The 25,492-nt window shown below is 69.3% G+C and carries 23 protein-coding genes; 4 read left to right on the top strand and 19 right to left on the bottom strand.

Annotated features, from left to right (window positions below):
* Positions 1–18 precede the first annotated feature (18 nt).
* Positions 19–1,143 (top strand): outer membrane protein assembly factor BamC, encoded by a 1,125-nt coding sequence (bamC, locus tag ACE3QP_RS05425; protein WP_374434203.1) that lies wholly within the window; start codon positions 19–21, stop codon positions 1,141–1,143.
* Positions 1,144–1,294: 151 nt separating this feature from the next.
* On the opposite strand, the gene ACE3QP_RS05420 is transcribed toward bamC, so the two are convergent.
* The 3 genes from ACE3QP_RS05420 to ACE3QP_RS05410 all read right to left on the bottom strand — a co-directional run bounded on the left by ACE3QP_RS05420 (position 1,295) and on the right by ACE3QP_RS05410 (position 3,321).
* Positions 1,295–1,501 carry a hypothetical protein gene (locus ACE3QP_RS05420; protein ID WP_232351748.1) on the bottom strand — a complete coding sequence of 69 codons (207 nt, stop codon included), beginning with the start codon at positions 1,499–1,501 and terminating at the stop codon, positions 1,295–1,297.
* A 177-nt stretch (positions 1,502–1,678) separates the two neighbouring features.
* Positions 1,679–2,209, bottom strand: a complete 531-nt coding sequence (locus ACE3QP_RS05415; protein WP_374434201.1) for a hypothetical protein — start codon at positions 2,207–2,209, stop codon at positions 1,679–1,681.
* A complete protein-coding gene (locus ACE3QP_RS05410) occupies positions 2,188–3,321 on the bottom strand; it encodes a JmjC domain-containing protein (RefSeq protein WP_374434200.1) in 1,134 nt (377 codons plus the stop codon). Before ACE3QP_RS05410 ends, ACE3QP_RS05415 begins: the two co-directional genes overlap by 22 nt.
* On the opposite strand from ACE3QP_RS05410, the gene ACE3QP_RS05405 reads away from it, so the two are divergent.
* A complete protein-coding gene (locus ACE3QP_RS05405; RefSeq protein ID WP_374434198.1) occupies positions 3,316–3,882 on the top strand; it encodes a peptidylprolyl isomerase in 567 nt (188 codons plus the stop codon). The genes ACE3QP_RS05410 and ACE3QP_RS05405 overlap by 6 nt on opposite strands.
* Here ACE3QP_RS05405 and dut read toward each other — a convergent pair.
* Genes dut through ACE3QP_RS05340 form a run of 13 tightly spaced genes read right to left on the bottom strand, consistent with a single transcriptional unit; the run spans position 3,879 to position 15,668 of the window.
* Positions 3,879–4,328, bottom strand: a complete 450-nt coding sequence (gene dut, locus ACE3QP_RS05400; RefSeq protein ID WP_374434196.1) for a dUTP diphosphatase — start codon at positions 4,326–4,328, stop codon at positions 3,879–3,881. The genes ACE3QP_RS05405 and dut overlap by 4 nt on opposite strands.
* The gene (coaBC, locus tag ACE3QP_RS05395) at positions 4,328–5,542 is read right to left on the bottom strand and encodes a bifunctional phosphopantothenoylcysteine decarboxylase/phosphopantothenate--cysteine ligase CoaBC (RefSeq protein ID WP_374434195.1); all 1,215 of its coding nucleotides are present in this window, start codon (positions 5,540–5,542) and stop codon (positions 4,328–4,330) included. The genes dut and coaBC overlap by 1 nt, the downstream gene beginning before the upstream one ends.
* Positions 5,539–5,937 carry a hypothetical protein gene (locus tag ACE3QP_RS05390; RefSeq protein WP_374434193.1) on the bottom strand — a complete coding sequence of 133 codons (399 nt, stop codon included), beginning with the start codon at positions 5,935–5,937 and terminating at the stop codon, positions 5,539–5,541. Before ACE3QP_RS05390 ends, coaBC begins: the two co-directional genes overlap by 4 nt.
* A 2-nt stretch (positions 5,938–5,939) precedes the next feature.
* A complete protein-coding gene (locus ACE3QP_RS05385) occupies positions 5,940–6,989 on the bottom strand; it encodes a histone deacetylase family protein (protein WP_374434191.1) in 1,050 nt (349 codons plus the stop codon).
* Positions 6,990–7,019: 30 nt separating this feature from the next.
* Positions 7,020–7,772 (bottom strand): tRNA (guanosine(46)-N7)-methyltransferase TrmB, encoded by a 753-nt coding sequence (gene trmB / locus ACE3QP_RS05380; RefSeq protein ID WP_374434189.1) that lies wholly within the window; start codon positions 7,770–7,772, stop codon positions 7,020–7,022.
* Positions 7,712–9,022 (bottom strand): thymidine phosphorylase, encoded by a 1,311-nt coding sequence (gene deoA, locus ACE3QP_RS05375; RefSeq protein ID WP_374434187.1) that lies wholly within the window; start codon positions 9,020–9,022, stop codon positions 7,712–7,714. Before deoA ends, trmB begins: the two co-directional genes overlap by 61 nt.
* A 1-nt stretch (position 9,023) precedes the next feature.
* Entirely contained in the window at positions 9,024–9,782 is a 759-nt protein-coding gene (gene deoC / locus ACE3QP_RS05370; protein WP_374434185.1) for a deoxyribose-phosphate aldolase, read from the bottom strand.
* Complete coding sequence (locus tag ACE3QP_RS05365) at positions 9,779–10,636, bottom strand: purine-nucleoside phosphorylase (RefSeq protein WP_374434183.1); 858 nt, start codon at positions 10,634–10,636, stop codon at positions 9,779–9,781. The genes deoC and ACE3QP_RS05365 overlap by 4 nt, the downstream gene beginning before the upstream one ends.
* 10 nt (positions 10,637–10,646) lie before the next feature.
* Positions 10,647–11,057, bottom strand: coding sequence for a cytidine deaminase (gene cdd, locus ACE3QP_RS05360; RefSeq protein ID WP_374434180.1), 411 nt, complete (start codon positions 11,055–11,057; stop codon positions 10,647–10,649).
* Positions 11,057–12,040 carry an ABC transporter permease gene (locus tag ACE3QP_RS05355; RefSeq protein WP_374434178.1) on the bottom strand — a complete coding sequence of 328 codons (984 nt, stop codon included), beginning with the start codon at positions 12,038–12,040 and terminating at the stop codon, positions 11,057–11,059. Before ACE3QP_RS05355 ends, cdd begins: the two co-directional genes overlap by 1 nt.
* Positions 12,033–13,145, bottom strand: a complete 1,113-nt coding sequence (locus ACE3QP_RS05350; protein ID WP_374434176.1) for an ABC transporter permease — start codon at positions 13,143–13,145, stop codon at positions 12,033–12,035. Before ACE3QP_RS05350 ends, ACE3QP_RS05355 begins: the two co-directional genes overlap by 8 nt.
* Positions 13,146–13,148: 3 nt before the next feature.
* The gene (locus ACE3QP_RS05345) at positions 13,149–14,678 is read right to left on the bottom strand and encodes an ABC transporter ATP-binding protein (RefSeq protein ID WP_374434175.1); all 1,530 of its coding nucleotides are present in this window, start codon (positions 14,676–14,678) and stop codon (positions 13,149–13,151) included.
* 12 nt (positions 14,679–14,690) lie between these two features.
* Entirely contained in the window at positions 14,691–15,668 is a 978-nt protein-coding gene (locus tag ACE3QP_RS05340) for a BMP family protein (RefSeq protein WP_374434173.1), read from the bottom strand.
* A gap of 134 nt (positions 15,669–15,802) precedes the next feature.
* Between ACE3QP_RS05340 and ACE3QP_RS05335 the strand changes: the two genes are divergently transcribed.
* Positions 15,803–19,693: an ATP-binding protein gene (locus ACE3QP_RS05335; RefSeq protein ID WP_374434171.1), complete on the top strand. Its 3,891-nt coding sequence runs from the start codon at positions 15,803–15,805 to the stop codon at positions 19,691–19,693.
* Positions 19,690–21,489: a putative bifunctional diguanylate cyclase/phosphodiesterase gene (locus ACE3QP_RS05330; protein ID WP_374434169.1), complete on the top strand. Its 1,800-nt coding sequence runs from the start codon at positions 19,690–19,692 to the stop codon at positions 21,487–21,489. Before ACE3QP_RS05335 ends, ACE3QP_RS05330 begins: the two co-directional genes overlap by 4 nt.
* Here the strand turns inward: ACE3QP_RS05330 and ACE3QP_RS05325 are convergent.
* The 3 genes from ACE3QP_RS05325 to ACE3QP_RS05315 are packed head-to-tail and all read right to left on the bottom strand — an operon-like array spanning position 21,486 to position 25,356.
* Complete coding sequence (locus ACE3QP_RS05325) at positions 21,486–22,715, bottom strand: pyridoxal-dependent decarboxylase, exosortase A system-associated (RefSeq protein ID WP_374434167.1); 1,230 nt, start codon at positions 22,713–22,715, stop codon at positions 21,486–21,488. The two genes, ACE3QP_RS05330 and ACE3QP_RS05325, sit on opposite strands and share 4 nt — an antisense overlap.
* Positions 22,712–23,704 carry a GNAT family N-acetyltransferase gene (locus ACE3QP_RS05320; protein ID WP_374434165.1) on the bottom strand — a complete coding sequence of 331 codons (993 nt, stop codon included), beginning with the start codon at positions 23,702–23,704 and terminating at the stop codon, positions 22,712–22,714. The genes ACE3QP_RS05325 and ACE3QP_RS05320 overlap by 4 nt, the downstream gene beginning before the upstream one ends.
* 53 nt (positions 23,705–23,757) lie before the next feature.
* Entirely contained in the window at positions 23,758–25,356 is a 1,599-nt protein-coding gene (locus ACE3QP_RS05315) for an acyl-CoA ligase (AMP-forming), exosortase A system-associated (RefSeq protein WP_374434163.1), read from the bottom strand.
* Positions 25,357–25,492: the final 136 nt, after the last annotated feature.

Raw genomic sequence — 25,492 nt, 5'->3', positions numbered from 1 at the left:
AGTCAGGACTGCCCTGCCGTGACGCGTTTTCCCCTCCGTGCCCTGAGTCTTGCCCTTGCCGCCGCACTGGGCGGCTGCAGCTCGTTCGACCCCCTGTTCAACAACGACAAGGTCGATTACCGCACCCAGTCCAAGCAGACCCCTGGCCTGGAGGTTCCGCCCGATCTGAGCCAGTTGCAACGCCAGGCTCCGCTGGGTGCGGCCGGCAGCGTCAGCGCTGCGGCCTTGTCCACCCAGCCCACGGCCGTGGCCGTGAACACCAACCAGGTGGCCCTGAACAGCGTGCCGGGAGCCGAGATCGTGCGGGTGGGCGGTGTACGCCTGATCCGCACCAGCATGAGCCCCGAGGAAGTCTGGCCCGTGACCCGCGCGTTCTGGACCGAGTTGGGCTTTGACCTGCCCAAGGACCAGGCCGATGTGGGTGTGCTGGAAACCGACTGGAAGGAGAACCGCGCCAAGCTGCCCAAGGACTTCATCCGTCGCACCATCGGCACGGTGCTGGAAGGCCTGTACTCCACCGGCGAGCGCGACCAGTTCCGCACCCGCCTGGAGCGCGTGGATGGCAAGACCGAGATCACCGTGACGCACCGCGGCATGCACGAGGTCTACACCAATGCGCAGCGGGATCAGGTGGTGTGGACGCCGCGCCCCGCGGACGCCGAGCTGGAAGCCGAGATGCTCAGCCGCCTGCTGCTGCGCCTGGGCGGCAAGGCCCCGGTGGCCCTGGCCGAAGCCGGCAAAGCCCCGGCAGCCACTACCCCCAGCGCACCGGCCGCCGATCCGGCCAAGCTGGCGCTGAGCGAGGTACCCAACGAAATCAAGCTGGCGGACGACTTCGAGAAGGCCTGGCGCCGTGTCGGCCAGTCGCTCGATCGCCATGGCTTCACCGTGGAAGACCGCGACCGCCGCGCCGGCCTCTTCTTCCTGCGCTATGCCGACCCGAGCCAGGCCGGCAAAGACGAGCCCAATTTCCTGCAGCGCCTGTTCTCGTCCGACAAGGGCCCGACCACCGGCCGCTACCGCGTGGCCGTGAAGAGCGATGCCAAGGGCTCGGTCGTCAGCGTGCAGGACAGCCAGGGCGTGCAACAGACCAACGACAACGCCAAGCGCATCCTGGCCCTGCTGCTGCAAGACCTGCGCTAAGCCCCGCAAACTTCACTGACGGCCGGCTCCGGAAACGGACCCGGCCGTTTTTTCTTGGCGCCGCGTGCCGGAAAAGACAAAGGCCACCTTGCGGTGGCCTTTGTCTTGATGCGACCCGGCGACAAGCGCCGGGTCCGCGATCTCGTGCTTCTTAGTTGCTGGCGGGAGCCGAGGCAGCTTCAGCAGCGGCGGGGGCCGAAGCGTCAGCGGCGGGGGCCGAAGCCATTTCCGAAGCAGCGGGAGCCGGGGCGGCAACCGGAGCAGGCTCAGCAGCCGGAGCCGGAGCTTCTTCCTTCTTGCTGCAAGCGGCGAGGGCGACGGCGGCCAGCAGGGAAGCCATCAGGATCGACTTTTTCATTGGGGTCCTCTAGAAGACAGGATGGAAAAACAAAATCACCGGTAATTTCGCGGAACCCGCACCAACCGGCGTGGGGTCCAAACCCGACCGATGTCCCCACCGGTCAAGCAAGACAACAGAAACCTCGAGCGCCTCTGCTGCCTAGCCCGCCATTATAGGAAGGGAAAACACCGCTTCTTAAAGGCCGAGTTGGGTGAATGGCCAGGCCGGCGAAGAGCGTTGTGCAATTGCATCAAACAGTCCGAACGCAGCGTGCCGATCCGCCGCCAGATGGGGGCCGGCGCGCGTCCAGCGTGCACGACCGTTCTCCAACTCCAGTAGGCGCAGCACCGGACCGTGGTCGCTGGCCAGCAGGCCGGTGGGCCAGTCCGGCCCCACCTCGCCGGGGTCGAAGTCGGCAACGCGCAGCACATGGTCGTAATGGGCGCGCCACTGCATGAAGCGCGGATGCCGACGCGCGCAGGCCTGGTAATCAGGCGCCAGCATTTCCAGGTGCCGCCCGCCCCGCCCCCAGTGGCCCAGGGCCTCCAGCACCGAGGCGTCGGACCAGGGCCAATGCACGAAGTCCGGGTCCAGCACCACCAGGCGCCGGTTGCCCTCGTTCAAGGCCTCCAGCAGCAAATCCTTGAGGCCGGCCTCAATCGCCACCCAGCCTTCCAGCCGTCCACTCTCGCCTTCCAGGTTCATCACGGTGTCGGGCACAGCCACCCCCATTCCATCCAGTCATTGACCAGGGCCTGCGCCCCCTCGCTCAGGCGCGCACGTTCGGCCGCCGCCAGTGTGCGCCGGTCGGCCAGGATGCGCATCAGGCGGAAATCCTGACCGGCCGCCCGGTAGGCCTCGCCATTGAGAAACACATGCCAGCGGTCGTAAAGCATGCGGCTGGCCGGCGCCAGGCGCACGGCCCCGGCAGTCACCGCCCCCGGCTCAAAGACTTGCTGGGGCTTGGGCTCGCTCAGGTACTCGCCCAGCGCACGTGCCAGGCGTTGCGGGTCCTGCATCACGCGCTGCAAGGCATCCTGCGCGAAGTCCTGCAGGCCGGCGGGAATCTGGGCCGGCTGCGGGCTCGGCGGGGTGCCGGCGTCGGTGTAGTGCTGCTCCAGCGCCTTGCTGGGCTCGTCCTCAGGGTCGATCAGGCGTGCCAGCAGCGCATCGGCCAGTTCCCAACGCGAGGGCGTGCGCAGGCCCACGGAGGCGGTCACGCAGTCGGCGCCCAGCGCCACGCCGTCATGCGCCCAGTTGGGCGGCAGGTAAAGGATGTCGCCCGGATCGAGCACCCATTCGAACTGCGGCTCGAACTGGCGCAGGATCTTGACCGGCAGGCCCTCCACCAGCTCGCGCTGCTTCTGGTTCGAGACGCGCCAGCGCCGCCGGCCGCTGAGCTGGCAGAGGAAGACGTCGTAGGCATCGGTGTGCGGCCCCACGCCGCCCTGGTCGCTGGCCCATGAGACCATCACATCGTCCAGGCGCGCTTCGGGCAGGAAGCGGAAGGCGTCGATCAGCTCGCGTGCCGCCGGATGCAGAGCCTCCATGCCCTGCACCAGCAGGGTCCAGCCCGGCTTGCTGACTGCCGGCAACCGCCGGCGCGGGAAGGGACCATGCGAGAGCTTCCAAGTCTGGGTCTCATTGCCCTGGATCAGACGGGACTCCACGTCCTCGCGCTCGGCCAGCGCGAACAGCTGCGGGCGGTTCAGCCGGCCCAGCCAGGGCAGCGCGGCCTGGCGCAAGACAGCAGGTTTGCGCTGCCAATGGCGACGCATGAATTGGTCGGGACTCAGGCCGCCCAGCAGGGGCCAGGGCTTGTCAAAGGGTGCATGCATGCGGGCATTGTCAAGGCCCTGTGCGAACATGACGCGATGGAAGAAGTGCTATCCCCCAGCGTCGTCAGCCTGACCTGGCGCCTCGAAGACGCCCAAGGCGAACTGATCGACACCCTCGAAGAGCCGACCGAATTCCTGGTCGGTGGCGAAGACCTGCTGCCCAAGGTCGAACAGGCCCTGCTGGGCCAGTACATCGGCGCCGAGCTGAGCCTAGCCCTGGAGCCGGCCGATGCCTTTGGTGACTACGAGGCCGAACTGGTCTGCTTCGAGCCCCGCCATCTGTTCCCTGGCGACATCGAGATCGGCATGCGCTTCGAAGGCCTGCCCGAAGGCGCACAGACGCCCGACATGCCGGCTGACGCGATCTACACCGTCACCGAGCTCTACCCCGAGCATGTGGTGCTGGACGGCAACCACCCGCTGGCCGGCATCGGCCTGCGCCTGCACCTGAAGATCCAGGCGCTGCGCGAGGCCAGCGACGACGAGATTGCCGCCCGCACTGTGGGTGAGGGTTTCGTCCAAGTGCTGGAGGGCTCCTCCCCGGACGAACCGATCCACTAAGCGTGGCCGGTTGAACCGAAGCCACCCGCGCCGCGGTGGCTGGCGTCAAAGTCATCCACCACGCGGAACTGCGCCTGCAGCACCGGCACGATGACCAACTGCGCGAGCCGGTCCATCGGCTGGATCGTGAAGGCCTGACTGCCGCGGTTCCAGGCGCTGACCATCAGCGGGCCCTGGTAGTCGGAATCGATCAGCCCCACCAGATTGCCCAGCACGATGCCGTGCTTGTGACCCAGGCCCGAGCGCGGCAGGATCAGCGCGGCCAGGTTAGGGTCACCCAGATGGATGGCGATGCCGGTGGGAATGAGCTCGGTCTGCCCAGGCTGCAGGGTCAGGGGCTCGGTCAGCGCGGCGCGCAGGTCCAGGCCGGCGCTGCCGGGGGTGGCGTAGGCCGGCAGGCTTTCGGCCATGCGCGGGTCCAGGATCTTCAGGTCAACGGTGTGCATCAGGTCGTTCTTGCGTTCAGGCGCTGGGAAAGTTCGGCCACCAGCTGGCTGGCCAGTTCGGTCTTGGGGGCGCGCGGCAGCTCGCGGGCGCCTTCGGCGTCCACCAGCAGCAGGGCGTTGTCGTCCTGGCCGAAGGTGGCGGGGCCCAGATTGGCCACGATGAGCGGAATGCGCTTGCGCGCGCGCTTGGCCTGGGCGTGCTCCAGCAGCTTTTCACTTTCGGCGGCAAAGCCCACGCAATAAGGCGGGTTAGGCAGCGCCGCCACGGTGGCCAAGATGTCGGGGTTCTCGGTGAAGGCCAGCGTGGGCGTCTGGCCGCTGCCGTCCTTCTTGATCTTGTGCTCGGCGCATTGGGCGGGCCGCCAATCGGCCACCGCCGCGGTGGCGATGAAGACCTCGTGCCCGGTGGCGCGCGGCAGCACCGCGTCCAGCATCGCTTGCGCGGACTGCACGTCGATGCGCTCCACCCCAGCCGGCGTGGGCAGGGCCACCGGGCCGGCCACCAGGGTGACGCGGGCGCCGGCGCGCTCGCAGGCCTGGGCGATGGCAAAACCCATCTTGCCGCTGCTACGGTTGGTGATGCCACGCACCGGGTCGATGGCCTCGAAAGTCGGGCCGGCAGTGATCAGCACCGAGCGTCCGGCCAGCCGCTTGGGCGTGAAGTGGTTGACCAGGGCCTCGAACAACTCCTCGGGCTCCAGCATGCGGCCGTCGCCAATTTCGCCGCAGGCCTGGTCGCCCGCCGCGGGGCCAAGGATCAGCGCGCCATCGGCTTCGATCTGGTCGACATTGCGTTGCGTGGCCGGGTGCGCCCACATCTCGCGGTTCATGGCCGGCGCCACCAGCAGCGGGCAGCGCTCGATGGGTCGCGCCAGCGCGGTCAGCGACACGATTTCGTCCGCCCTGCCCTGCGCCAGCTTGGCGATCAGGTCGGCGCTGGCCGGGGCGATCAGCATCAGCTCGGCCTCGCGGCCGGCATTGATGTGGTGCATGTTGTTGGGCGCGGCGCCGTCCCACTGATCCAGGATGACGGGCCGGCCCGAGAGGGCCTGCATCGTCACCGGGGTGATGAACTGCGTCGCCGCCTGACTCATCATCACCTGCACCTGGGCACCGGCCTTGACGAGCAGGCGCGTCAGCTCCGCCACCTTGTAGCCAGCGATGCCGCCGGAAAGCGCCAGCAGGATGCGCCGGCCTCGCAAGACTTCGCTCATGCACCCACTCCCACAGGCCGCTGCGGCTGTGCGCGCCGGGCCAGCGCGATCAACAGGCTCAGCAAGCCTCCCGCACCCAGCAGCAGCAGGATGCCCACGCCCCACACGAACCACAGCAGCACGGTGAACCAAGAGCCCAGATCGGGCCAGCTGAGCAGCCATTCATGCAGCTGCGGCCAGAAGCTCACCAAGGCAGCCTGGATCTCCTCGATCCAGCCGATACCGAGCAGGTCTTTCAGCCATTCGGGGAACTCGAACAGCGGCACTTCCTGGGTGATTTCCACCCCCTTGCGCCAGCCTTCCCAGTGGATCAGGCCCTTGGCGGCCCAGCACAGCAGGGACCAGAACAGACCCAGCAGGGTCAGCGGAATCCAGACCAGCAGATGCCATCCCATCGTCAACGCCCTCCTTCGCGCTCGAAGCCGTCCAGCACGGCCACCGCGTTCAAGCCCAGATCGGCGGTGGCGTAGCCGCCTTCCAGCACGAACAGTGTGGGCAGGCCCAAGCCGGCCAGGCGCGCGCCCAGGCGGCCGAAATCGGCGCGCGCCAGCTTGAACTTGGAGATGGGGTCGCCCTCGAAGGTATCCAAGCCCAGCGACACCACCAGCGCGCTCGCATTCAACGCCTGCAAGCGGGCGCAGGCCTGCTCCAGCGCGGCGAACCAGAACTCGGCGGTGGTGCCGGCCGGCAGCGGCAGGTTCAGGTTGAAGCCTCGGCCCTCGCCCTCGCCTTCTTCGTCGGCATGGCCCAGGAAAAACGGGTACTCGGTGCTCGGGTCGCCATGCAGGCTGGCGAAGAACACGTCACTGCGGCCGTAGAAGATCGCCTGCGTGCCGTTGCCATGGTGATAGTCCACGTCCAGCACCGCCACGCGCGCATGGCCCTGGGCGCGCAGGGCCTGGGCGGCCACGGCGGCTTGATTGAGGAAGCAGTAGCCGCCCATGAAATCCGGCCCGGCATGGTGGCCGGGCGGACGGCTGGCCACGAAGGCGGCGCGCGCGCCACCCGCCAGGGCCTGCGCACCGGCCAGCGCGGCGTCGCAGCCGGCCTTGGCGGCCGCCCAACTGCCGGCGCTCAGCGGCGTGCCGTTGTCAAAGCTGTAAAGCCCGAGGCGGGCGCTGAACTCGCGCGGTTCGAGGTCGCTGCGCAAGGTGCGCACCGGCCAGGTCGAGGGCCAGGGCTGGCGCGCAGCGTTGGCGGGGTCGCGGGCCAGCCAATCGGCCCAGGCGCCTTCCAGAAAACGCAGGTAGCGCTCGGCATGCACCTGGCCGAGCAGCGCGCGGCTGTCCGGGAAGCCTGCGGTTTCGATGCGGTGCCCGGCGGCCTGCAGGGCCTGATGCACCTGCTCGGCTCGCGCCGGGGTTTCGTGACAGGGCACGAGCTGGCCACGGAAGAACTCGTGGCTGGGCGCGTGCTCGGTGTGGGTGAGGGAGAAGAAGCTCAGCATGGCCCGCGCATTGTGCGGGGCCTCACCCCTTCAACGCCGCTGGAACACCAGATCCCACACGCCATGACCCAGGCGCAGGCCGCGCGCCTCGAACTTGGTCAGCGGCCGGTACTCGGGCTTGGGCGCAAAGCCCAGGGCCGTGTTCTGCAGTGCCGGTTCGGCGCTCAGCACCTCGAGCATCTGCTGGGCATAGGGTTCCCAGTCGGTGGCGGCGTGGAAGTAGCCGCCGGGCTGGATGTACTGCACCAGGTCGGCAATGAAGGCCGGCTGCACCAGCCGGCGCTTGTGGTGGCGCTTCTTGTGCCAGGGGTCGGGGAAGAACAGGTGCACGCCCTGCAGGCTGGCCTTGGGGATCATCGTGGCCAGCACCTCCACGGCGTCGTGCTGCACGATGCGCAGATTGGTCAGCTGGCCTTCCTCGATGCGCTGCAGCAGCGCGCCCACCCCGGCCTCGTGCACCTCGCAGCCGATGAAATCGAGCTGCGGCAGCGTGGCGGCGATCTTGGCGGTCGCGTCGCCCATGCCGAAGCCAATCTCCAGCACGCGCGGGGCCTGGCGGCCGAACACCGCGTCCCAGTCGGGCGCCTGGGCGCTGTAGGGCAGCACGTACTTGGGCGCGAGCTCCTGCAGGGCCTTGATCTGGCCCGTGCCCATGCGCCCGCCGCGCTTGACGAAGCTCTTGATGCGGCGCTCGTGCACCGGCTTGTTGTCCTGCTCCTCGCTCATCCGATGACCTCGGCGATCAAGGGCGTGGCGGGTTCCGGGCGCTCGTGGATGACACAAGCGGCCTGGTAGGCGGCGATGGCGCGGTCGGCCGAGGCCTCGTCCATCGCGTGCACGTAGGCCAGGGGCTCGAACTCGTCGATCAGGCGTGCCAGCGGGCGCACGGCCGAGAAGCCGACGCGGTGGTTGATGGCATCGCTGGCCAGGCGGCGGCCACCGCCCAGTTCGATGACGGCGATGCCGATGGCACGCGTGTCCTGCGCAGCCAGCACGCCCGCGCGCGGCGAAGGCACGGGCTTCTTCACGGGCGCCAGCTGCAGATGCTTCTCGGGGTGCTCCATCAGGTCGGTGGGGCCACCCAGGGCCGCCACCATCTGGCCGAAGCGCTCGGCGGCGGCGCCGCTGTCCAGCGCGGCCTGCAGCTTGGCGCGGGCTTCGGTTTCGGTGCGGGCCAGGCCGCCCAGCAGCAGCATCTGGCTGCACAGGGCCAGGGTGATCTCGTGCTGGCGCGGCTCGACGTTCAGCCCGCGCAGGTAATTGACCGCCTCCAGCACCTCGACGGCATTGCCGGCAGAAAGGCCGAGCACCTCGTTCATGTCGGTGATGAGCGCGCGAGTCTTCATGCCGGCGCCATTGCCCACGGCGACGATGCTCTCGGCCAGCTCACGCGCCATGCCCAGGGAATCGCAGAAGGCGCCGCTGCCGTACTTCACGTCCATCGCCAGGCCCTGCAGGCCGGCGGCGAGCTTCTTGCTCAGGATGGAGGCGGTGATCAGCGGCACCGACTCGACCGTGGCGGTGACGTCCCGCGTGGCATAGAAGCGCTTGTCGGCCGGCGCCAGGTCGGCGGTCTGGCCAATGATGGCGCAGCCGAGACGGCGCACCGTGGCGTCGAACAGCGCGGCATCGGGACGGGTCTGGTAGCCGGGGATGGCTTCGAGCTTGTCCACCGTGCCGCCGGTGTGGCCGAGGCCCCGCCCGGCAATCATGGGCACATAGCCGCCGCAGGCGGCCACCATGGGCGCCAGCATCAGGCTGATCTTGTCGCCCACGCCGCCGGTGGAATGCTTGTCCACCACCGGGCCGGGCATGTCGGGCCAGTGCATCACGCGGCCGGAGTCGCGCATCGCCAGCGTCAGCGCCACCGCCTCGTCGCGGTTCATGCCCTTCAGGAACACGGCCATGCCGAGCGCGGCCACCTGGCCTTCGCTCCAGCTCTCGTCGGTCAGGCCCTTGACGAAGGATTGGATCTGCGCGGTGCTCAGCGTGCCGCCGTTGCGCTTGGTGCGGATGATTTCCTGGGCCAGCATCTCAATACCCCTCTTTCACGGCCGTGCCCGCCTTGCCATCCAGCACGGCCAGGATGTCGTCCAGCAGGCCCGAAGCGCCGAAGCGCAGGCGCTGCGGGTTCAGGCCGCCCTCCCCCAGGCTGGCGCGCACCAGCTCCAGGTAGTCAGCCCCCTGCGCCACGGTGCGGATGCCGCCCGAGGCCTTGAAGCCGGCGGCCGAGAAGCCGCTGTGGGCGATCTCGTCCAGCATGGCGCGCGCTGCCTCGGGCGTGGCCGAGACCGCGGTCTTGCCGGTGCTGGTCTTGATGAAGTCCGCCCCGGCATTCAGGCTGAGCTGGGTGGCGCGGCGGATCAGCGCCTCGTCTTTCAACTCTCCGCTTTCGATGATGACCTTGAGCGTCAGCGGCCGGCTGGCGTGGCGCACCTCGGCCAGGAACTCGGCCACTTCTTGCACCTGGCCGGCCTTGAGCGCCCGCCAGGGCAGCACCACGTCGATTTCCTGCGCACCGGCCTGGGCAATCGCCTCGATGTCGGCCAGGGCGCGTGGCAGATCGAGCGCCCCCTCGGGGAAGTTGGCGACGGCTGCCACCCGGATGGCGGGCGGCAGCGCCGCACGCGCCTGCGTGACGAAGCGCGGCCACACGCACACCGCAGCCACCGGGCCGTGGGCAGTCTGGGCCTTGGTGCACAGGGCCGCCGTGCTTTCGGCCGTGTCGCCTTCGTTCAGGCTGGTCAGGTCCAGGCAGCGCAGCAGGGTGCGTGCCGTGTCTTGCGCGCTCATTGCAGGGAACTCAGCTTCATCAAGCGGTCCAGCAATTGGCCCAGGAACTTCGAGGCGCGCTCGCCGCTGTCCTTGGCTTCGCGCAGCGTGAGCTCATGCGTCAGCGCCTCGGCCGAGAGGCCGGCGGCCATATTGGTGATGAGCGCCAGGCCCATCACGCGCAGGCCGGCGTGGCGGGCCAGGATGGTGTCGGGCACGGTGGACATGCCGACCGCATCGGCACCCCAGGCGGCAAACATGCGGATCTCGGCCGGGGTCTCGAACTGCGGGCCCAGGGCCCAGCAGTACACGCCCTCGCACAGGCGCTGGTCCACTTCCTGGGCCAGGGCCTTGGCCGTCTGGCGCAGCTCCAGGTCGTAGGCGGTGCTCATGTCGCAGAAGCGGTCGCTGCCAGAGAGGCCCACCAGGGGCGAGCGCTGCGGCGCGTTGATGTGGTCGCTGATCAGCATCAGGCTGCCCGGCGGCTGGTGCTGGCGCAGCGAGCCGGAAGCATTGGTGGAGAGCAGCACCTGCACGCCCCAGGCCTTGAGGCTGCGGATGGGCGCAGCCATGCCGGTGCAGTCGCCGCTCTCATAGGTGTGGGCACGGCCACGCAGCATGGCCACGCGCTGGCCAGCGGCCGTCGTGCCCACCACCACCTCGTTCACATGGCCTTCCACCTTGGGCAGGGGCCAGCCGGGCAGATCGGCGTAGCTCAGGCGCTGGGGGTTTTGCAACTGCTCGCTGGCACCGGACCAGCCCGAGCCCAGCACGACGGCGATCGCCGGGGCCTCGCCGAACACCGCCTTCAGCTTGGCGGCGGATTGCGCAATGGCGGTAGCCAGGGCTTCGCCCTGGAGATAGGGACTGCTCATGGTCTTGTCCTTAGGAAAAATGTTCGGGGCCGAAGCTGTGCGGCAACAGCTCGGCCAGGGTCCATTGCTGTTCTTGGCCGTCCTCGTTGACGGCCAGGACCTGGAAGGAATCGGGCTGCGCAAACTCGCGCAGCTTCTGGCGGCAGCCGCCGCAGGGGGTGATGAGGTGGCTGCCCGCCCCCACCACCAGCACGGCCCGGGCCTTGCGCACGCCCGCCAGCACCATGGCTGACAGCGCGCCGGCCTCGGCACACACGCCTTCGGGGAAGGCGGCGTTCTCGACATTGCAGCCGCCAAAGATCCGGCCGTCTTCGCCCAGCACCGCGGCGCCGACGAAGTAGTTCGAGTACGGCGCGTAGGCCGCCGCGCGCGCGGCGCGAGCGACGGCGAGCATTTCGGTCTTCAAGGCAGCGCTCAGCATCAGCGCTCCTTGACGTAGGGCCGACCCAGCGCCTTCGGCGCAATGGCTTGGCCAATGAAGCCGGCCAGCAGCACCACCGTCAGCACATAGGGCAAGGCCTGGATGGCCTGCACCGGAATCTCGCCGATGCCCGGCAAGGCCACACCCTGCAGCTGGATCGCCAGCGCGTCCAGCAGGCCGAAGAGCAGGCAGGCCAACAGCGTGGGGATGGGCTTCCAGCGGCCAAAGATCATCGCGGCCAGCGCGATGTAGCCGCGGCCGGCCGTCATGTTGGGGCTGAAGTTGGCGTTCTGCGCCATCGAGAGGTAGGCCCCGGCCAAGCCGCACAGCAGGGCGCCGATCATCAGCGCGGTGTAGCGCAGCATCGGCACCGAGACCCCGGCGGCGTCCACCATCGCCGGGTTCTCGCCCACGGCGCGCAACCTCAAACCCAGGCGCGTGCGTTCCAGCAGGAACCAGACCGCCAGCACGGCGCCGAAAGCGGCGTAGACGAGCAGGTTGTGGCTGAAGAAGGCATGGCCCAGCAGGCCACCCAGCAAGCCACCATGGGCCTGCGCAGCGGCGGCCGGTTCGGCCAGCGCAGGCACCAGGGCCGTGATGCGCAGTTCGGCCGGCAGCGTGGGCGTCTGGCCGCCGGTCTTGAACCAGGCGATGCCCAGCACCACCGTGAGGCCCGCGGCCACCATGTTCAGGGCCACGCCCGAGACCACCTGGTCGCCGCGGTGGCTGATGCAGGCGAAACCATGGATCAGCGCCATCGCCGCCGCCACGCCGATGGCCGCAGCCAGGCCGACGAGCACCGACTGGCTGGCCGAAGCAGCCGCTGCCGCCGCAAAGGCGGCCGCGAGCATCTTGCCCTCGAGCCCGAGGTCGATGACGCCGGCGCGCTCACTGATCAGGCCCGCCAGGGCCACCAGCAGCAGGGGGGCGGTCAGGCGCAGGGTCGAGCCCAGCACCGAGCCGATCAGGACCAACTCATCCACGGTTCGCCCCCTTGACCATCCCATACAGCTTGGCGAACAGCGGCGCACTCACCGTGGCCATGGCGCCAGCGAAGAGCACGATGAGGCCCTGCACCGTCACCACCATCTCGCGCGAGAAGCCCGGCAGCTCGAAGGCCACCTCCACCCCGCCCTGGTACAGCACGCCGAACAGCAGCGCCGCCAGCACGATGCCGAACGGGTGGTTGCGCCCCATCAGGCTGACCGCGATGCCGGTGAAGCCAGCGCCGGCCACGAAATCCAATGTGAGCTTGCCCTGCACGCCCGACAGCTCATTCACCGCCACCAGGCCAGCCAGCGCGCCCGAAATGCCCATCGCCACCAGCACCTGGGCCTTGGGGTTCAGGCCGGCGAACTGCGCCGCCCGTGGGGCACTGCCCACCGCACGCAGCGCGTAGCCGGCGCGGCTGCGCCACAGGAACCAGGCGACAAAGAAGCAGGCCGCCACGGCCAGCAGCGAGGCCGCGTTCAGCGGCGAGCTGGGCAGCTCGTAACCGAGCTTGGCCGCCCATTCGTGCAGCGCCGGCATACGCGCGGCCTCCGGGAAAGGTTCGCTCTCCACCACCATCGAGCCACCGCCCACGCGCAGCGCGTTCACCAGCAAGTACACGTTCAAACTAGCAGCAATGAAGTTGAACATGATCGTCGTGATGACGATGTGGCTGCCGCGCCAGGCCTGCAGATAGCCCGGCACCAGGCCCCAGGCCGCGCCGAACAGCGCCGCCCCCAGCACCACCAGGGGCAGCAGCAGCCAGGCCGGCAGGCTGGCGCCCAGGTAGAGCGCCGCCAGTGCCACACCCAGGCCGGCAAAGGTGGCCTGCCCTTCGGCACCGATGTTGAACAGCCCGCCATGGATGGCCACCGCCACCGCCAGGCCGGTGAAGATGAAGGTGGTGGCGTAGTACAGCGTGTAGCCCAGGCCGCGCGAGCTGCCCAGGGCGCCGTTCACGAGCACGTCGAAGGCCTGCAGCGGGCTGTGGCCGATGATCTTGACCACCAGGGCCGCGACGGCCAGGGCCACCAGCAGATTCCAAAGCGGCAGGACGCCGAGCTCGATCCAGCGCGGCATGTTGACAGGAGCACTCATCGCTTAAGCCGCTTCCGCTTGGGCCGCCATCAGCAGGCCCAGCTTGCGTTCGTCACATTCTTCGATCGGCAGTTCGCCGGTGATGCGGCCGCAGTTCATGACCAGCACGCGATCGGCCAGGGCCAGGATTTCGTCGAGTTCGCTCGACACCACCAGCACCGCGCAACCGGCGTCGCGCAGCGCCCGCAGCTGGTTGTGGATGAACTCGATGGCACCGATGTCCACGCCGCGCGTGGGCTGGCCGACCAGCAGCACCTTGGGGTTCTCGCCGATCTCGCGCGCCAGGATGAGCTTCTGCTGGTTGCCGCCGCTGAACTTGCTGGACCCCAGCTCGGGGTTGCGCGGGCGCACGTCGAAGCGCTCCATCATGGCCGCAGTAGCGGCGCGCAGAGCCTTGCGGTTCAGACCGAACAGGCCCTGGCGGTACTTGGGCAGGTTCTGGTAACCCAGGCCGGCCGACTCCCAGGCCGGGAAGCCCAGCACCAGGCCGCAGGCATGGCGGTCTTCAGGCACATGGGCCAGGCCGCGCTCGCGCGCCTCCTTCGGGTGCAGCCAGGCGGCGGGGCCGAAGCTCTTGCCCCCCAGGGTCAGGCGGCCGGCGTCGGGCGTGTGCAGGCCTGAGAGCACTTCCAGCAGCTCGGTCTGGCCGTTGCCCGACACACCGGCCACGCCGACGATCTCGCCGGCGCGCAGGCGCAGGCTCACGGAGTTCAGCACCGGCACGCCCTGTCCGTTGCGCAGCGCCAGGCCCTCGGCTTCCAGCAGCGGTTCGCTGTCCGGGTGGTGGGCGGCCGAGCCGTCGCGGCCCAGCACCACCTTGCGGCCCACCATGGCTTCGGCCAGCTGGGCTTCGTCGGTCTCGGCGGTGGCGCAGCGGTGCACCACGCGGCCGGTGCGCATCACGGTGATGGCGTCCGAGAGCGCCATCACTTCCTTGAGCTTGTGGGTGATCAGGATGATCGTCGTGCCCCGTGCCCGCAGGCCGCGCAGCACTTCGAAGAGCTGCTGGGTTTCCTGCGGCGTGAGCACCGCGGTGGGCTCGTCCAGGATCAGGATCTTGGCGCCGCGGTACAGGGCCTTCAGGATCTCCAGACGCTGCAGCTCGCCCACCGGCAGGCTGTCCACGCGGGCGTCCAGGTGCACCTGCAGGCCGGTCTCGGCCATGAGCTGGTCCAGCCCGGCGCGCACCTGGGCCTGCGCCTTGGGCAGGTAGCCATGCGGCTCGGCGCCGAGCAGCACGTTGTCGAGCGCGGTCAGCGTGTCCACCAGCATGAAGTGCTGGTGCACCATGCCGATGCCCAGGGCGATCGCCTCGTGCGAGTTGCGGATCTGGGCGGCGCGGCCGTTCACTTCGATGCTCCCCTCGTCGGCCTGGTAGTAGCCGTAGAGGATGGCCATCAGCGTGGACTTGCCGGCGCCGTTTTCGCCGATCAACGCATGCACCGTGCCGGCCTCGACCGTGAGGTCGACACCGTCATTGGCCTGCACCGCACCGAAGCGCTTCTTGATGCCCTTCAGGGCGACTGCAGACATGGAACTCCGGTCTTATTTTTTGCAGGCAGCCGGGTCGGCCATGGCGTCGTTGACCTTGATCTTGCCGGCCACGATGTCGGCACGCGCGGCGTCCAGCTTGGCCTTGAGCGCGGCGTCAACCAGCTTGGCGTTGTGCTCGTCCATGGCGGCGGCCACGCCTTCCTCCTTCAGGCCGAGCGCGCGCACGCCGGGCTTGAAGTCCTTCAGCACGCCATAAACCGCCACATCGACGCGCTTGAGCATCGAGGTCAGCATGGTGCCGGGCTGCAGATGGTTCTGGTTGCTATCGACGCCGATCGCCAGCTTGCCGGCATCCTTGGCGGCCTGGTAGACGCCGTTGCCGGTGCCGCCGGCGGCGGCAAAGATCACGTCCACGCCCTTGGCGAACTGGGCTTTGGCGAGTTCGGCACCGCGCGTGGGGTCGTTCCAGGCCGTGGCGGTGGTGCCGGTCATGTTGGCCAGCACCTCGGCCTTGGGATTGGTGGCCTTGGCGCCCTGCTCGTAGCCGCACAGGAACTTGCGGATCAGCGGGATGTCCATGCCGCCCACGAAGCCGACCTTGCCACTCTTGCTCTTCAGCGCCGCCGCCACGCCCACGAGGTAGCTGCCCTCGTGTTCCTTGAAGGTGATCGAGGCCACATTGGGCAGATTGACCACGCCGTCAATGATGGCGAACTGGATCTTCGGGAATTCCCTGGCCACCTGCTCCAGCGCGGAGGCCTGGGCAAAACCAATCGAGATGATGGGCGAGGCGCCGCGCTCGGCCATGCGGCGCAGGGCCTGCACGCGCTGGGTCTCGTTGCTGATCTCGAATTCGAGGTAGTTCTTGCCGGTCTCGGCCTTCCACTTCTCGACGCCGCGGTAGCCGGACTCGTTGAAGCTCTTGTCGAACTTGCCGCCCATGTCAAAGATGACGGCCGGTGCGGCCAGGGTGCTGCCCGAAACCAGCAGGGCGAGCACGGCGAACAGGGGACGCATCGAGAGAGCCATGGCGAAAACTGTATACAAAAGGGCGCCATTCTAAGGACGAGCCCCCCTGCCCGGACCGCCTAGGGCAAGCCCTTAAGGGCCTTGGAGGATGCACTCCAATCGCATGGGCATGGACCCCTCGTCTAGCATGGCTCATGCCTTTGACGAGCCCCCCGGCCTCTGGCGACCCGCTGCTGCTGCGTCCGCGTACACCGGTGCAGTGGCTGCTGCTGAACCTGGCGCTGGCCCTGCTGTTCGGCTTGGCGGCGCGCCTGGGCCTCGCGCTGGCCATCGGGCCGGCGCAAACCACCACCCTCTGGCCGGCCGCCGGCGTGGCCGTGGCGGCGCTGCTGCTGTGGGGCTGGCCGGTGCTGCCCGGCCTGCTGCTGGCCAGTCTGGCGAATGACTGGTGGGTGGCACGCGGCAGCGCCGGTGCGCTGCTGGCCGCCAGCCTGCTGAGCGGCGCGTCCCTGGCCCAGTGGGCCTTGCTGAAGCTGCTGCTGGGCGACTGGTGGGCCCGCATGCAGGCCGGCGGCGGGCGCTGGTCGCTGCGCTTTGTGGTGCTGGTGTCGCTGGGCTGCGTGCTGGCCACCAGCCTGGGCAATGCCGCCCTGCTGGCCCAGGGCCGGCTGGCGGCGGGCGACCTGGCGCAGGCCTGGCTGACCTGGTGGGTGGGCGACTGCGCCGGCATCCTGGTGGTGAGCCCGCTGCTCTTGATGCTGCTGCACCGCGGCGTGCGCGCGCACTGCGTGACCAATCAGGCCTTTCCGGTGCTGGCGCTGGGCATCGGCCTGAGCCTCACCGGCAGCTTCACGGTGGGCCAGCTGGAGCGCGAATCCGCGCTGGCCGGCAAGCGCGCCGACCTGCGCCTGCTGGCGCAGACCCTGCAGACGCAGATGAAGCTGGCCGAGGTGGGCGTGGCGCGCCTGGCCGATCTGCATTTCCGCGTGGCGCTCAGCCCGGCCGAATTCCAGGCCGCCGGCACCGAGCTGCGCGACTCGCAGCACTGGATTCGCAATTTGGCCTACCTGCGCCGCATCCCGCACAGCGAGCGCGCGGCGCTGGAGGCCGAACTGGGCCAGCACTTCGCCAGCCCGGGTGCCGACGGGCGCTTGGCGGTGGCCCCCGAACAGTCCAGCTACTGGGTGGTGGTGCGCCTGAATCCGCACGGCGGACAGGAAGGCCGACTCGGGCTCGACGAGGGCAGCGACCCGCCGCGCCGGGCCGTGATCGACCGGGCACTCGCCACGCGCCGGCCGGCGCTGAGCCCGGTGCTGCGCAATCTGCACTACGCCGAAAACGAGGAGCTGGCCGTGCTGCTGGCCGTCCCGACCTTCGAGCAAGGCTACGAGGCCCCGCCGACCGGCCTGGTGGAAGCCGGCCTGCCCCTGGTGCCCCTGCTGCAAGCCGCCCTGGCGCAGTTCCCGGAGTGGCACGACCCGCTGCTGCTGCTGAGTGACGACGCCGCCCCCGCCGGCCTGCAGCGCCAGCGCGGCCAGCTGCTGGAGCTGCATGGCGAGGGCGCGCAGGCCGCCCTGCAGACCTGGCTGCGCGAAAGCCATCTGCAGCAGGCGGTGCGCTTTGGCGACCACCAATGGCTGCTGCGCACCCAGCCGCCCGAGCTGAACCTGCGCCCCAGCGCCCTGCAGCTGCTGACGCTCGCGGCCGGCCTGGCCTTCAGCGGCCTGCTGTCGGCCTTCCTGGCCGCGCGCACGCGGCGCGACGAATCCCTGGCACGCTGGCAGGCCGAATTGGAGCTGCAGGTGGGCGAGCGCACACGCGACCTGGAACAGGCCAACGCGCAGCTGCGCGAGGAAGTGGTGGAGCGCCAGCGCATGGCCGACCAGCTGCGCCAGTCCAGCGAGCAGCTGATGCACCAGACCGCGCAGCTGCACACCCTGCTGAAGTTCCTGCCCGACCTGGCCTGGCTGAAGGATGTCAACGGGCGCTACACCCTGGTCAACCCGGCGCTGGAGCGCTTCCTGGGCCGCAGCGCCGACGAGCTGCTGGGCCACGCCGCCCAGGAGTTCCTGGACAGCAGCATCCTCGACCACGCCGCCGAGCTTGATGCCAGCGCCGCCCTGCTGAGCACGCCGCTGGAGACCGAGGTGGAGCTGGTGGACGCCAAGGGCCGGGCGCGCATCCACAGCGTCACCCGAGTGGCCATTCGGGACGCCCAGGGCCAGCGCATCGGCCTGCTCGGGGTGGCGCGGGACATCACCCAGCGCCGCGAACGCGAGGCCCTGCTGCAGCGCTTTCGCTGGCTGGCCGACAGCGCCGCCCAGGGCTTTGCCTTTGCCGACCTGCAAGGCCAGCTGGTCTACCTGAACCACACCGCGCGGCGCTGGCTGAACGACGAGGATTGGCAGGAAGGCCAGCCGCGCCACGCACGCGACTACCTGGGCGAGGACGCCCGCCAGCGCCTGCGCGACGAAATTTGGCCCCAGGTGCAGACCCAGGGCCACTGGAACGGCCTGCTGCCGCTGCGCGGCCGCCCCGGCGCCCAGCCGCCCGAGCTGCACTCCAGCCTGTTCCTGATGCGCGACGAGCAGGGCCAGGCCCGCTACGTGGCCCTGGTGATGACCGACCTGAGCGAGCGCCTGCGCCTGGAGCGCGACCTGGACGAAGCGCGCCAGCGCGCCGAAAGCGCCAACCGCGCCAAGTCGGCCTTCCTGGCCAATATGAGCCATGAGATCCGCACCCCGCTGAATGCGGTGCTGGGCTACGCGCAGCTGCTGCGCGAGGACGCCAGCCTGGGCAGCGGCGTGCGCGAGCGCGTGGAAAGCATCTACAACGCCGGCGCGCGCCTGCTGCGCCTGATCAACGACGTGCTGGATCTTTCCAAGATCGAGGCCGGCGCCCTGCAGCTGAACGCCGAGCGCGTGGACCTGTGCCGCGAGATCGAGGAATCCGTGCGCCTGCTGCAGGAGCGCGCGCGCTCCAGCGGGCTCGGCCTGACGCTGAGCCTGGAGCTGCCACGCCCGCTGCATGTGCTGATCGACCGCGGCAAGTTCGGCCAGGTGCTGCTGAACCTGCTGGGCAACGCGCTGAAGTTCACCGTGCAGGGCGGCGTGAGCGTCAGCGCCCGGCTGGATGACGCCGGCGCCCTGGACCTGCGCGTGCAGGACAGCGGCGCCGGCATGGACGAGGCGGAGCTGAACCAGCTGTTCAGCCCCTTCGTGCAGGGCCAGGCCGGCCAGCTGCGCGGCGGCACCGGCCTGGGCCTGAGCCTCTCGCGCAGCCTGGTGCGCGCCATGGGCGGCGAGCTCAGCCTGAGCAGCCGCAAGGGCGAAGGCAGCTGCGCGCGCATCCAGCTGCCACTGCAGCGCTGCAGCGCCGCCGAGGCCCAGGGCGAGGCCAGCAACGCCGCCCACAGCCGGCTGCGCCTGCGCCCGGGCAGCCACTGCCGCGTGCTGGTGGTGGAGGACGACCCCGACAGCCGCGAACTGCTCGTGGCCCTGCTGCTGCAGATGGGCTGCCAGGTGCGCGCCGCCGAGCATGGCGCGCAAGCCCTGGAGCGGCTGCGCGAAGAGCCAGTGGAGCTCATCCTGACCGACATGCGCATGCCCGTGATGGACGGCGTGGCCCTGCGCCAGCACCTGGCCGCGCACCCGGAGTGGAGCCGCATCCCGATGGTGGCCGTCACCGCTTCCAGCCTGCTGCACGAGCGTGAGGCCTTCATCGCCATGGGCTTCGCCGACTTCATCGCCAAGCCCTTCGACTTCAGCCAGATCCAGCTGATGCTGCGGACCCACGCCGGCGCCGAACTGGTGCCGGCCGACACGCCCGACTCGGGTAGCCGCACAACGCCGGAGGCCGCGCCAGCCACCGCGCCCAGCCCGCCGCCGGCCGACTGGCCGCAGGCCCTGGCCTGGGCCCAGGCCGGCCGCGCCGTGGAGCTGCGGGAGTGGGTGCAGGCGCAGCCGGAATCCCCCCTGCGCCGGGAGCTGCTGGCCGCCCTGGCCCGCTACGATCTGCAAGCGGCAGAGGCCCTGCTGCAAACCCATTGCGGCGGCGCCGCCGCAGAGCCCGAGACCCCTGAATGAGCAAAGCCAAGCTGCTGATCGTTGACGACACGCCGGAGAACATCGATCTGCTGGTGTCCATCCTGGCCGGCGCCGAACTCGACATCCTGGCCGCCAACAGCGGCGAACGGGCCCTGGAGCTCGTGCCGCGCACGCAGCCGGACCTGGTGCTGCTGGACGTGATGATGCCGGGCATCGACGGCTTCGAAACCTGCCGCCGCCTGCGCGCCCTGCCCGGCGGCCAGGATCTGCCGGTGATCTTCGTCACCGCCCGCGCCGAGGACACCAGCCAGGGCTTTGCCGCAGGCGGCGTGGACTACATCGCCAAGCCGGTGCGCGCCGACGAGGTGCGCGCCCGCGTGCACCACCACCTGGAAAAGCGCCGCCTGCTGCGCGACCTGCAGCAGCTCAATGCCCAGCTCGAAACCCGGGTGCGCGAGCGCACCCAGGAACTGGTCCAGGCCAACCGCCAGCTGCGCGAGGAGATCAACGAGCGCCGCTTCATGCAGGACCGGCTCTCCTACCTGGCCACGCACGACTTCGTCACCCGGCTTTACAACCGCGACGCGCTCGAAACCCATGTGCAGAGCCTGCTGGGCCAGGCCAGCCGGGGCGACGACAGCGCCTGCATCGTGCTGGTCGAGCTGGCACGCTTCTCCATCGTCAACGACGCCTGCGGCTACATCGCCGGCGACGAATTGCTGCGTCAGGTGGCCGACCTGCTGGCCGCGCTGGCCGCGGGCGACGACTTCATCGCCCGGCTGGGTGGCGACCGCTTCGCCATCATCTGCCCGCGCAGCACCGACACCGTGCTGGCCCTGGGCCAGCGCATCAAGCGCGCCTTCGAAGGCTTCGTGTTCTATTGGGACGGCCGCCCTTACTCGGTGGACGCGCGCGTGGCGGTGGTGCCGATCGGCACCGAGTACTACTCCTTCGAGCAGGTCATGGCCAAGGCGGACGAGGCCAGCTACCTGGCGCGCCGCGAAGGCGGCCCCGGCGTGCGCCTGCACCAGCCCTCGCCCCGCGAGGCCGACCCGCGCGAGGCCGTCAACTGGGCCTACCGCCTGCTCGACGCCCTCAAGTCCGACCACTTCCGCGTCTTCTTCCAGCGCATCGTGCCGCTGCAGGACGGCCTGCCGAACGGCCTACGTTTCGAAACGCTGATCCGACTCTGGGACCCCGAGCAGCAACGCGTCATCAGCCCCGCCGCCTTCATCGGCCCGGCCGAGCGCTACCAGATCATTGACCAGGTGGACCGCTGGATGCTGCGCGCGGTGCTGGGCCAGCTGGCCGCCCTGCCCGCCGAGCTGCTGCCGCGCGTCGAGCTGGTCAGCATCAACCTGTCGGCCTATTCGCTGCGCGACGCCGGCCTGGCCGACTACATCCTCGGCCTGCTCGCCGACCACCCCTGCGCGCCCAGTAAGCTCTGCTTCGAAATCACCGAGACCGAGGCGATCGTCAACCTGGAGGTCGCGCAGGCCTTCATGCACCGCCTCAAGGCCGCCGGCCTGCGCTTCTCGCTCGACGACTTCGGCACCGGCTTCGCCAGCTTCGCCTATCTGAAGCGCCTGCCCTTCGACAGCTTGAAGATCGATGGCGCCTTCGTGCGCGACATGGACCACGACGAGGCCAATGCCACCATGGTGCGCTCGATGGTGCAGATGGCCCAGGCCCTGGGCCTGCCCGTGGTGGCGGAGTTCGTGGAATCGGCGCGCATCGCCGCCGCGCTACGCGAGCTTGGCGTGCAGTACGCGCAGGGCTACCACTTCCATCAGCCCGAGGGGCTGAGCGAAGCGGCGTTGCGCAGCGCTGTTTAGACGAGCACCTCGGTCACCGCGGGGTGACCGAGAAAGGCCGCGGGGCTGGCGCTGGCGCCATAGGCACCGCTCTGGAAGATCACCACCAGATCGCCGATCTCGGCCTGCGGCAGTGCCATCTTGTCGGCCAGCAGATCCAGCGGCGTGCACAGCGGGCCGACGGCCGACACCAGCTCGGCCTGACCGCCCTGGCGGTTGCCGATCGTGACCGGGTAGTTCTTGCGGATCACCTGGCCGAAATTGCCGGACACGCTCAGGTGGTGGTTCAGGCCGCCGTCACACACCAGATAGGTTTGCCCGCGCGAGACCTTCTTGTCGACGACACGGGTGACGTAGACGCCCGCCTCCCCCACCAGATAGCGGCCGAGTTCGATGACCAGTTCGGCCTCGGGCAGCTCGCGGCGGGCGCGCTCTTGCAGCGCGGCCAGGTTCGCCCCGATCGGGCCCAGATCCAGGCGCTGCTCGCCCGGGAAGTAGGGGATGCCAAAGCCACCGCCGAGGTTCAGGAAGCGGATCGGCTGCGGCGTCTGCGCCGACAGGCGCAGGGCCAATTCGTAGCTCTTCTGCTGCGCCTCGCAGATGGATTCCGGCTTCAGGTTCTGCGAGCCCGCGAACAAGTGGAAGCCTTCGAACTGCAGGCCGCGCGCGCGCATCTCGTCCAGCACCGCCGGCACCTGCTCCACATCCACGCCGAACTGCTTGGGTCCGCCGCCCATCTTCATGCCCGAGCCCTTGAGCTCGAAGTCCGGGTTGACACGCAGGGCCACCCGGGCCGGCAGGCCCAGCTGCTCGGCCTCGCGCTGCAGCACCGGCAGTTCGCGCGCCGACTCCACATTCACCAGCACGCCAGCGGCCACTGCCTGGAGCAGTTCGGGGTCGCGCTTGCCGGGACCGGCAAAGCTGATCTCGTGCGGGTCGGCGCCCGCGTCCAGCGCCACCTTGAGCTCGCCGGCCGAGGCCACGTCGATGCCATCCACCAGCCGCGCCATATGCGCCACCACGGCGGGCATGGGGTTGGCCTTCATAGCGTAGTGCAGCTTCAGGCCCTGCGGCAGCGCGGCGCGCAGCTCGGCCACGCGGCGGTCCAGCAGGCTGCGGTCGTAGGCGTAGAAAGGCGTCGAGCCAACGCGCGCTGCGATGAGCGTCAAGGGCTGGCCGCCGATGATCAGTTCACGGCCATCGACCGGGAAGCCCGTCATCGGGACATGCTGGGGCACTGGGTTCATGGGGACTCTCTGTCATGGACCGGGACCGCGGACTGCGCCTGCGCCGGGCAGCGCCATCGCGCGGTCCAGGCCCCAAGTTTCTCCTTGGTGCCGCGCCAAAGACCGGCCGGATGGGTGGGCTTGCAGGCGACTACGCCGAAGCGCTGCCGGCAAGTTGTCATCCAACTACTTTTGTAGGCGTCGTTGCCGGTCAGGTAGTCGAGCTCGACCACTTGGTCGCGATCCAGCGCACGCTCGAACAGCAAGGCTGACAGCACGGTGCCGGCCGACCAGGGCTTGTAGGCCTCGTCGTAGGCCAGTTTGAAGATGTAGGCGCGGCGCTCGATCGTGAACCAGAGCTGGGCCGCGATCGGCGCCTCGCCAACCCAGGCCAGTCCCAGGCGCAGCCAGCCGCGCTCGGCGCATGTGCGCGCCCAGGCGCGGATGAAGCCCGGGTAGGGTTCGGCCTGCTTCCAGCTCTTCGCATAGATGGCCTCGTAGGCCAACAGGCCTTCGTCGAGGCCCTCAAGCGAGTCAACGATCTGCAGGCGCGCGCCCTCGTCGCCGCGCTGGAAGCGCTTGGCCTTGCGCTTCCAAGTGTTGACGAGTTGGCTGGGGCGCTGCGCCATGAAGTCGGCGAAGCCCAGCCCCTCACAGGGCAGCACCCAGTTGGCAAAGCAGTCGTAGCGGCGCGTCCACCACCCCTGCGAGCGCCATTGCACCTCGAGGCGCGCGGCCGACGCCTCGTCGAGGGGCTGCAGATTGACCACCGCACCCGGCCAGTCGGCCGCCGCGGCTGTGCCCGTCCCGCCCGCCCATGGCGAGTACAGCGAGGCGTAGTAGTTGTTCAGCGCCTTCCATTCGCCGCCCTGCTGCTCGAGGAGGGTCCAGCCGCGCTGCGCGTCGCCGACTGCAGCGTAGCGGCCGTCGGCGCGGCCGCAACAGGCCAGGTAGGGACGTAGCCAGGCCGCGGTGGCGAAGGGGTTGCGCGCACCTTCCGCATCGAGCACGGCCGCGTGTGCTTCGACCCAGGCATGCGCTTCGGACAGCGAAAGAACTTGACTCATGCGCCCTCGCGCAGCGCTTTGGCCAGCCGGCTGCGGTCGATCTTGCCATTCGGGTTGCGCGGCAGCGGCCCGCTGCGCGCCTCAATGACGGTTGGCACCATATAGGCCGGCATGCGCTGCCGGCATTGCGCCTGCAAGGCCTCGCGGTCCAGTTCAGCTTGACCAGGCGGCGGCGTCGCAATCACATGAATGGCCTGACCCAACTGGGGATGCTCCACACCGAAGGCCGCACATTCGCCCACGAGCCGAGTGGCATACAGAACTTCCTCTACCTCGGTGGGGCTGACGCGGTAACCGCTGGTCTTGATCATTTCGTCGCGCCGGCCAATGAAGTACAAAAAGCCTTCCGCGTCCTTGCGCACAGTGTCGCCACTGAACACGGCGTATTCAGGCAGTTGCAGGCCGCCCAGACGGGACGCCGCGTTGGCGGGCAGCAGCTTGTAGCGCTCCGCCGTCTTGTCTGGGTCGCCCCAGTAGCCCTGGCCCACCAGCGCACCGCGGTGCACCAGTTCGCCCGGTTCATCGGGCCCGCATTCGCTGCCGTCCTCGCGCAGCACCAGGATCTCGGCGTTTGGAATGGCCTTGCCGATGCTGTCGGGCCGACGGTCAACCTCTTCCGGCGGTAGATAGGTCGAGCGGAAGGCCTCGGTGAGCCCGTACATCAGGAAGGGTTTAGCAGCCGGCACGCGGGCCCTCAGTTGGTCCAGCGTGTCGCGCGGCATGCGCCCGCCGGTGTTGGCGAAATAGCGCAGGTGCTCGTTGATGGCGGCCGGCCACTCCAGCTGTGTGAGCTGGATGTAGAGCGGCGGCACGGCAGTCAGCCCGGTCACCCGCTCCTTCTCCATCGCCCGCAGCACGTCGCGCGGCAGCAAGTAGTTCAGCAGCACCACCCGAGCGCCGGCATGGAAAGCCGTGGTCAGCTGGCTGAAGCCGGCGTCAAACGACAGCGGCAGCGCCGCCAGCAAGGTGTCATCGGCGTGGTTCTGCAAGTAAGAGGCCACGGACTTGGCGCCCGCCACCATGTTGCGGTGGCTCAAGACCACGCCCTTGGAGCGGCCGGTGCTGCCGCTGGTGTAAAGGATGGAGAGGATGTCGGTATCGATGAGCCGATGCGGCGCGTGTGCTGGGGCATGCAGCAAAGCAGCCCAGTTCAGCAGTGCCCAAGAGGCCGGCGGCTGGGGCTCAGCGGCTTCGGTCAGCACCACGGCGCGCAATTCGGGGCATTCGGTCAGCACGGGCAGCAGTTGGGCGTAGCGCTCGGCAGAAGTCACCAGCACCCGCACACCGCAATCCCGGGCGATGAACCCTACCTGCTCAGGCTTGAGCAGGGGGTTCATGGGCACGAACACCAGTCCGGCGGCCGGGGCGCCAAAACTGGCAACCACGGTCTCGAATCGCTTTTCCAGGTAGATGCCCACACGCTCACCGCGCGCCAGGCCAAGGTTCAGCAGCCCATTGGCGACTCCCTGCACCTGCTGCCACAGCTCGCCATAGCTCAGAGTCTGACCGCGATAACTCAGCGCGGCGCGCGAGGGCTCGCGCGCGGCGCGGCGAGCAATGAATTCGTGCAGAAGATGGGCTTCAGCGCTGTGCATAAGGAAAGGGCCGCAACGCGACCAGGCACTCAAGGGGACGCCAACTGCGTCGTAGGGCGGCGCCGCTGGGCACCGAAGGTGGCGGCCAATGTAGCGCAGCGCCCCCCCCGGGTATTGGGGGCGCCCCCGAGTCCGC

Source organism: Inhella sp., assembly GCF_041912635.1.
Lineage (GTDB): Bacteria > Pseudomonadota > Gammaproteobacteria > Burkholderiales > Burkholderiaceae_C > Inhella.
The sequence above is the reverse complement of the archived record's forward strand: the minus strand, read 5'-3'. Positions and strand labels throughout refer to the sequence as shown.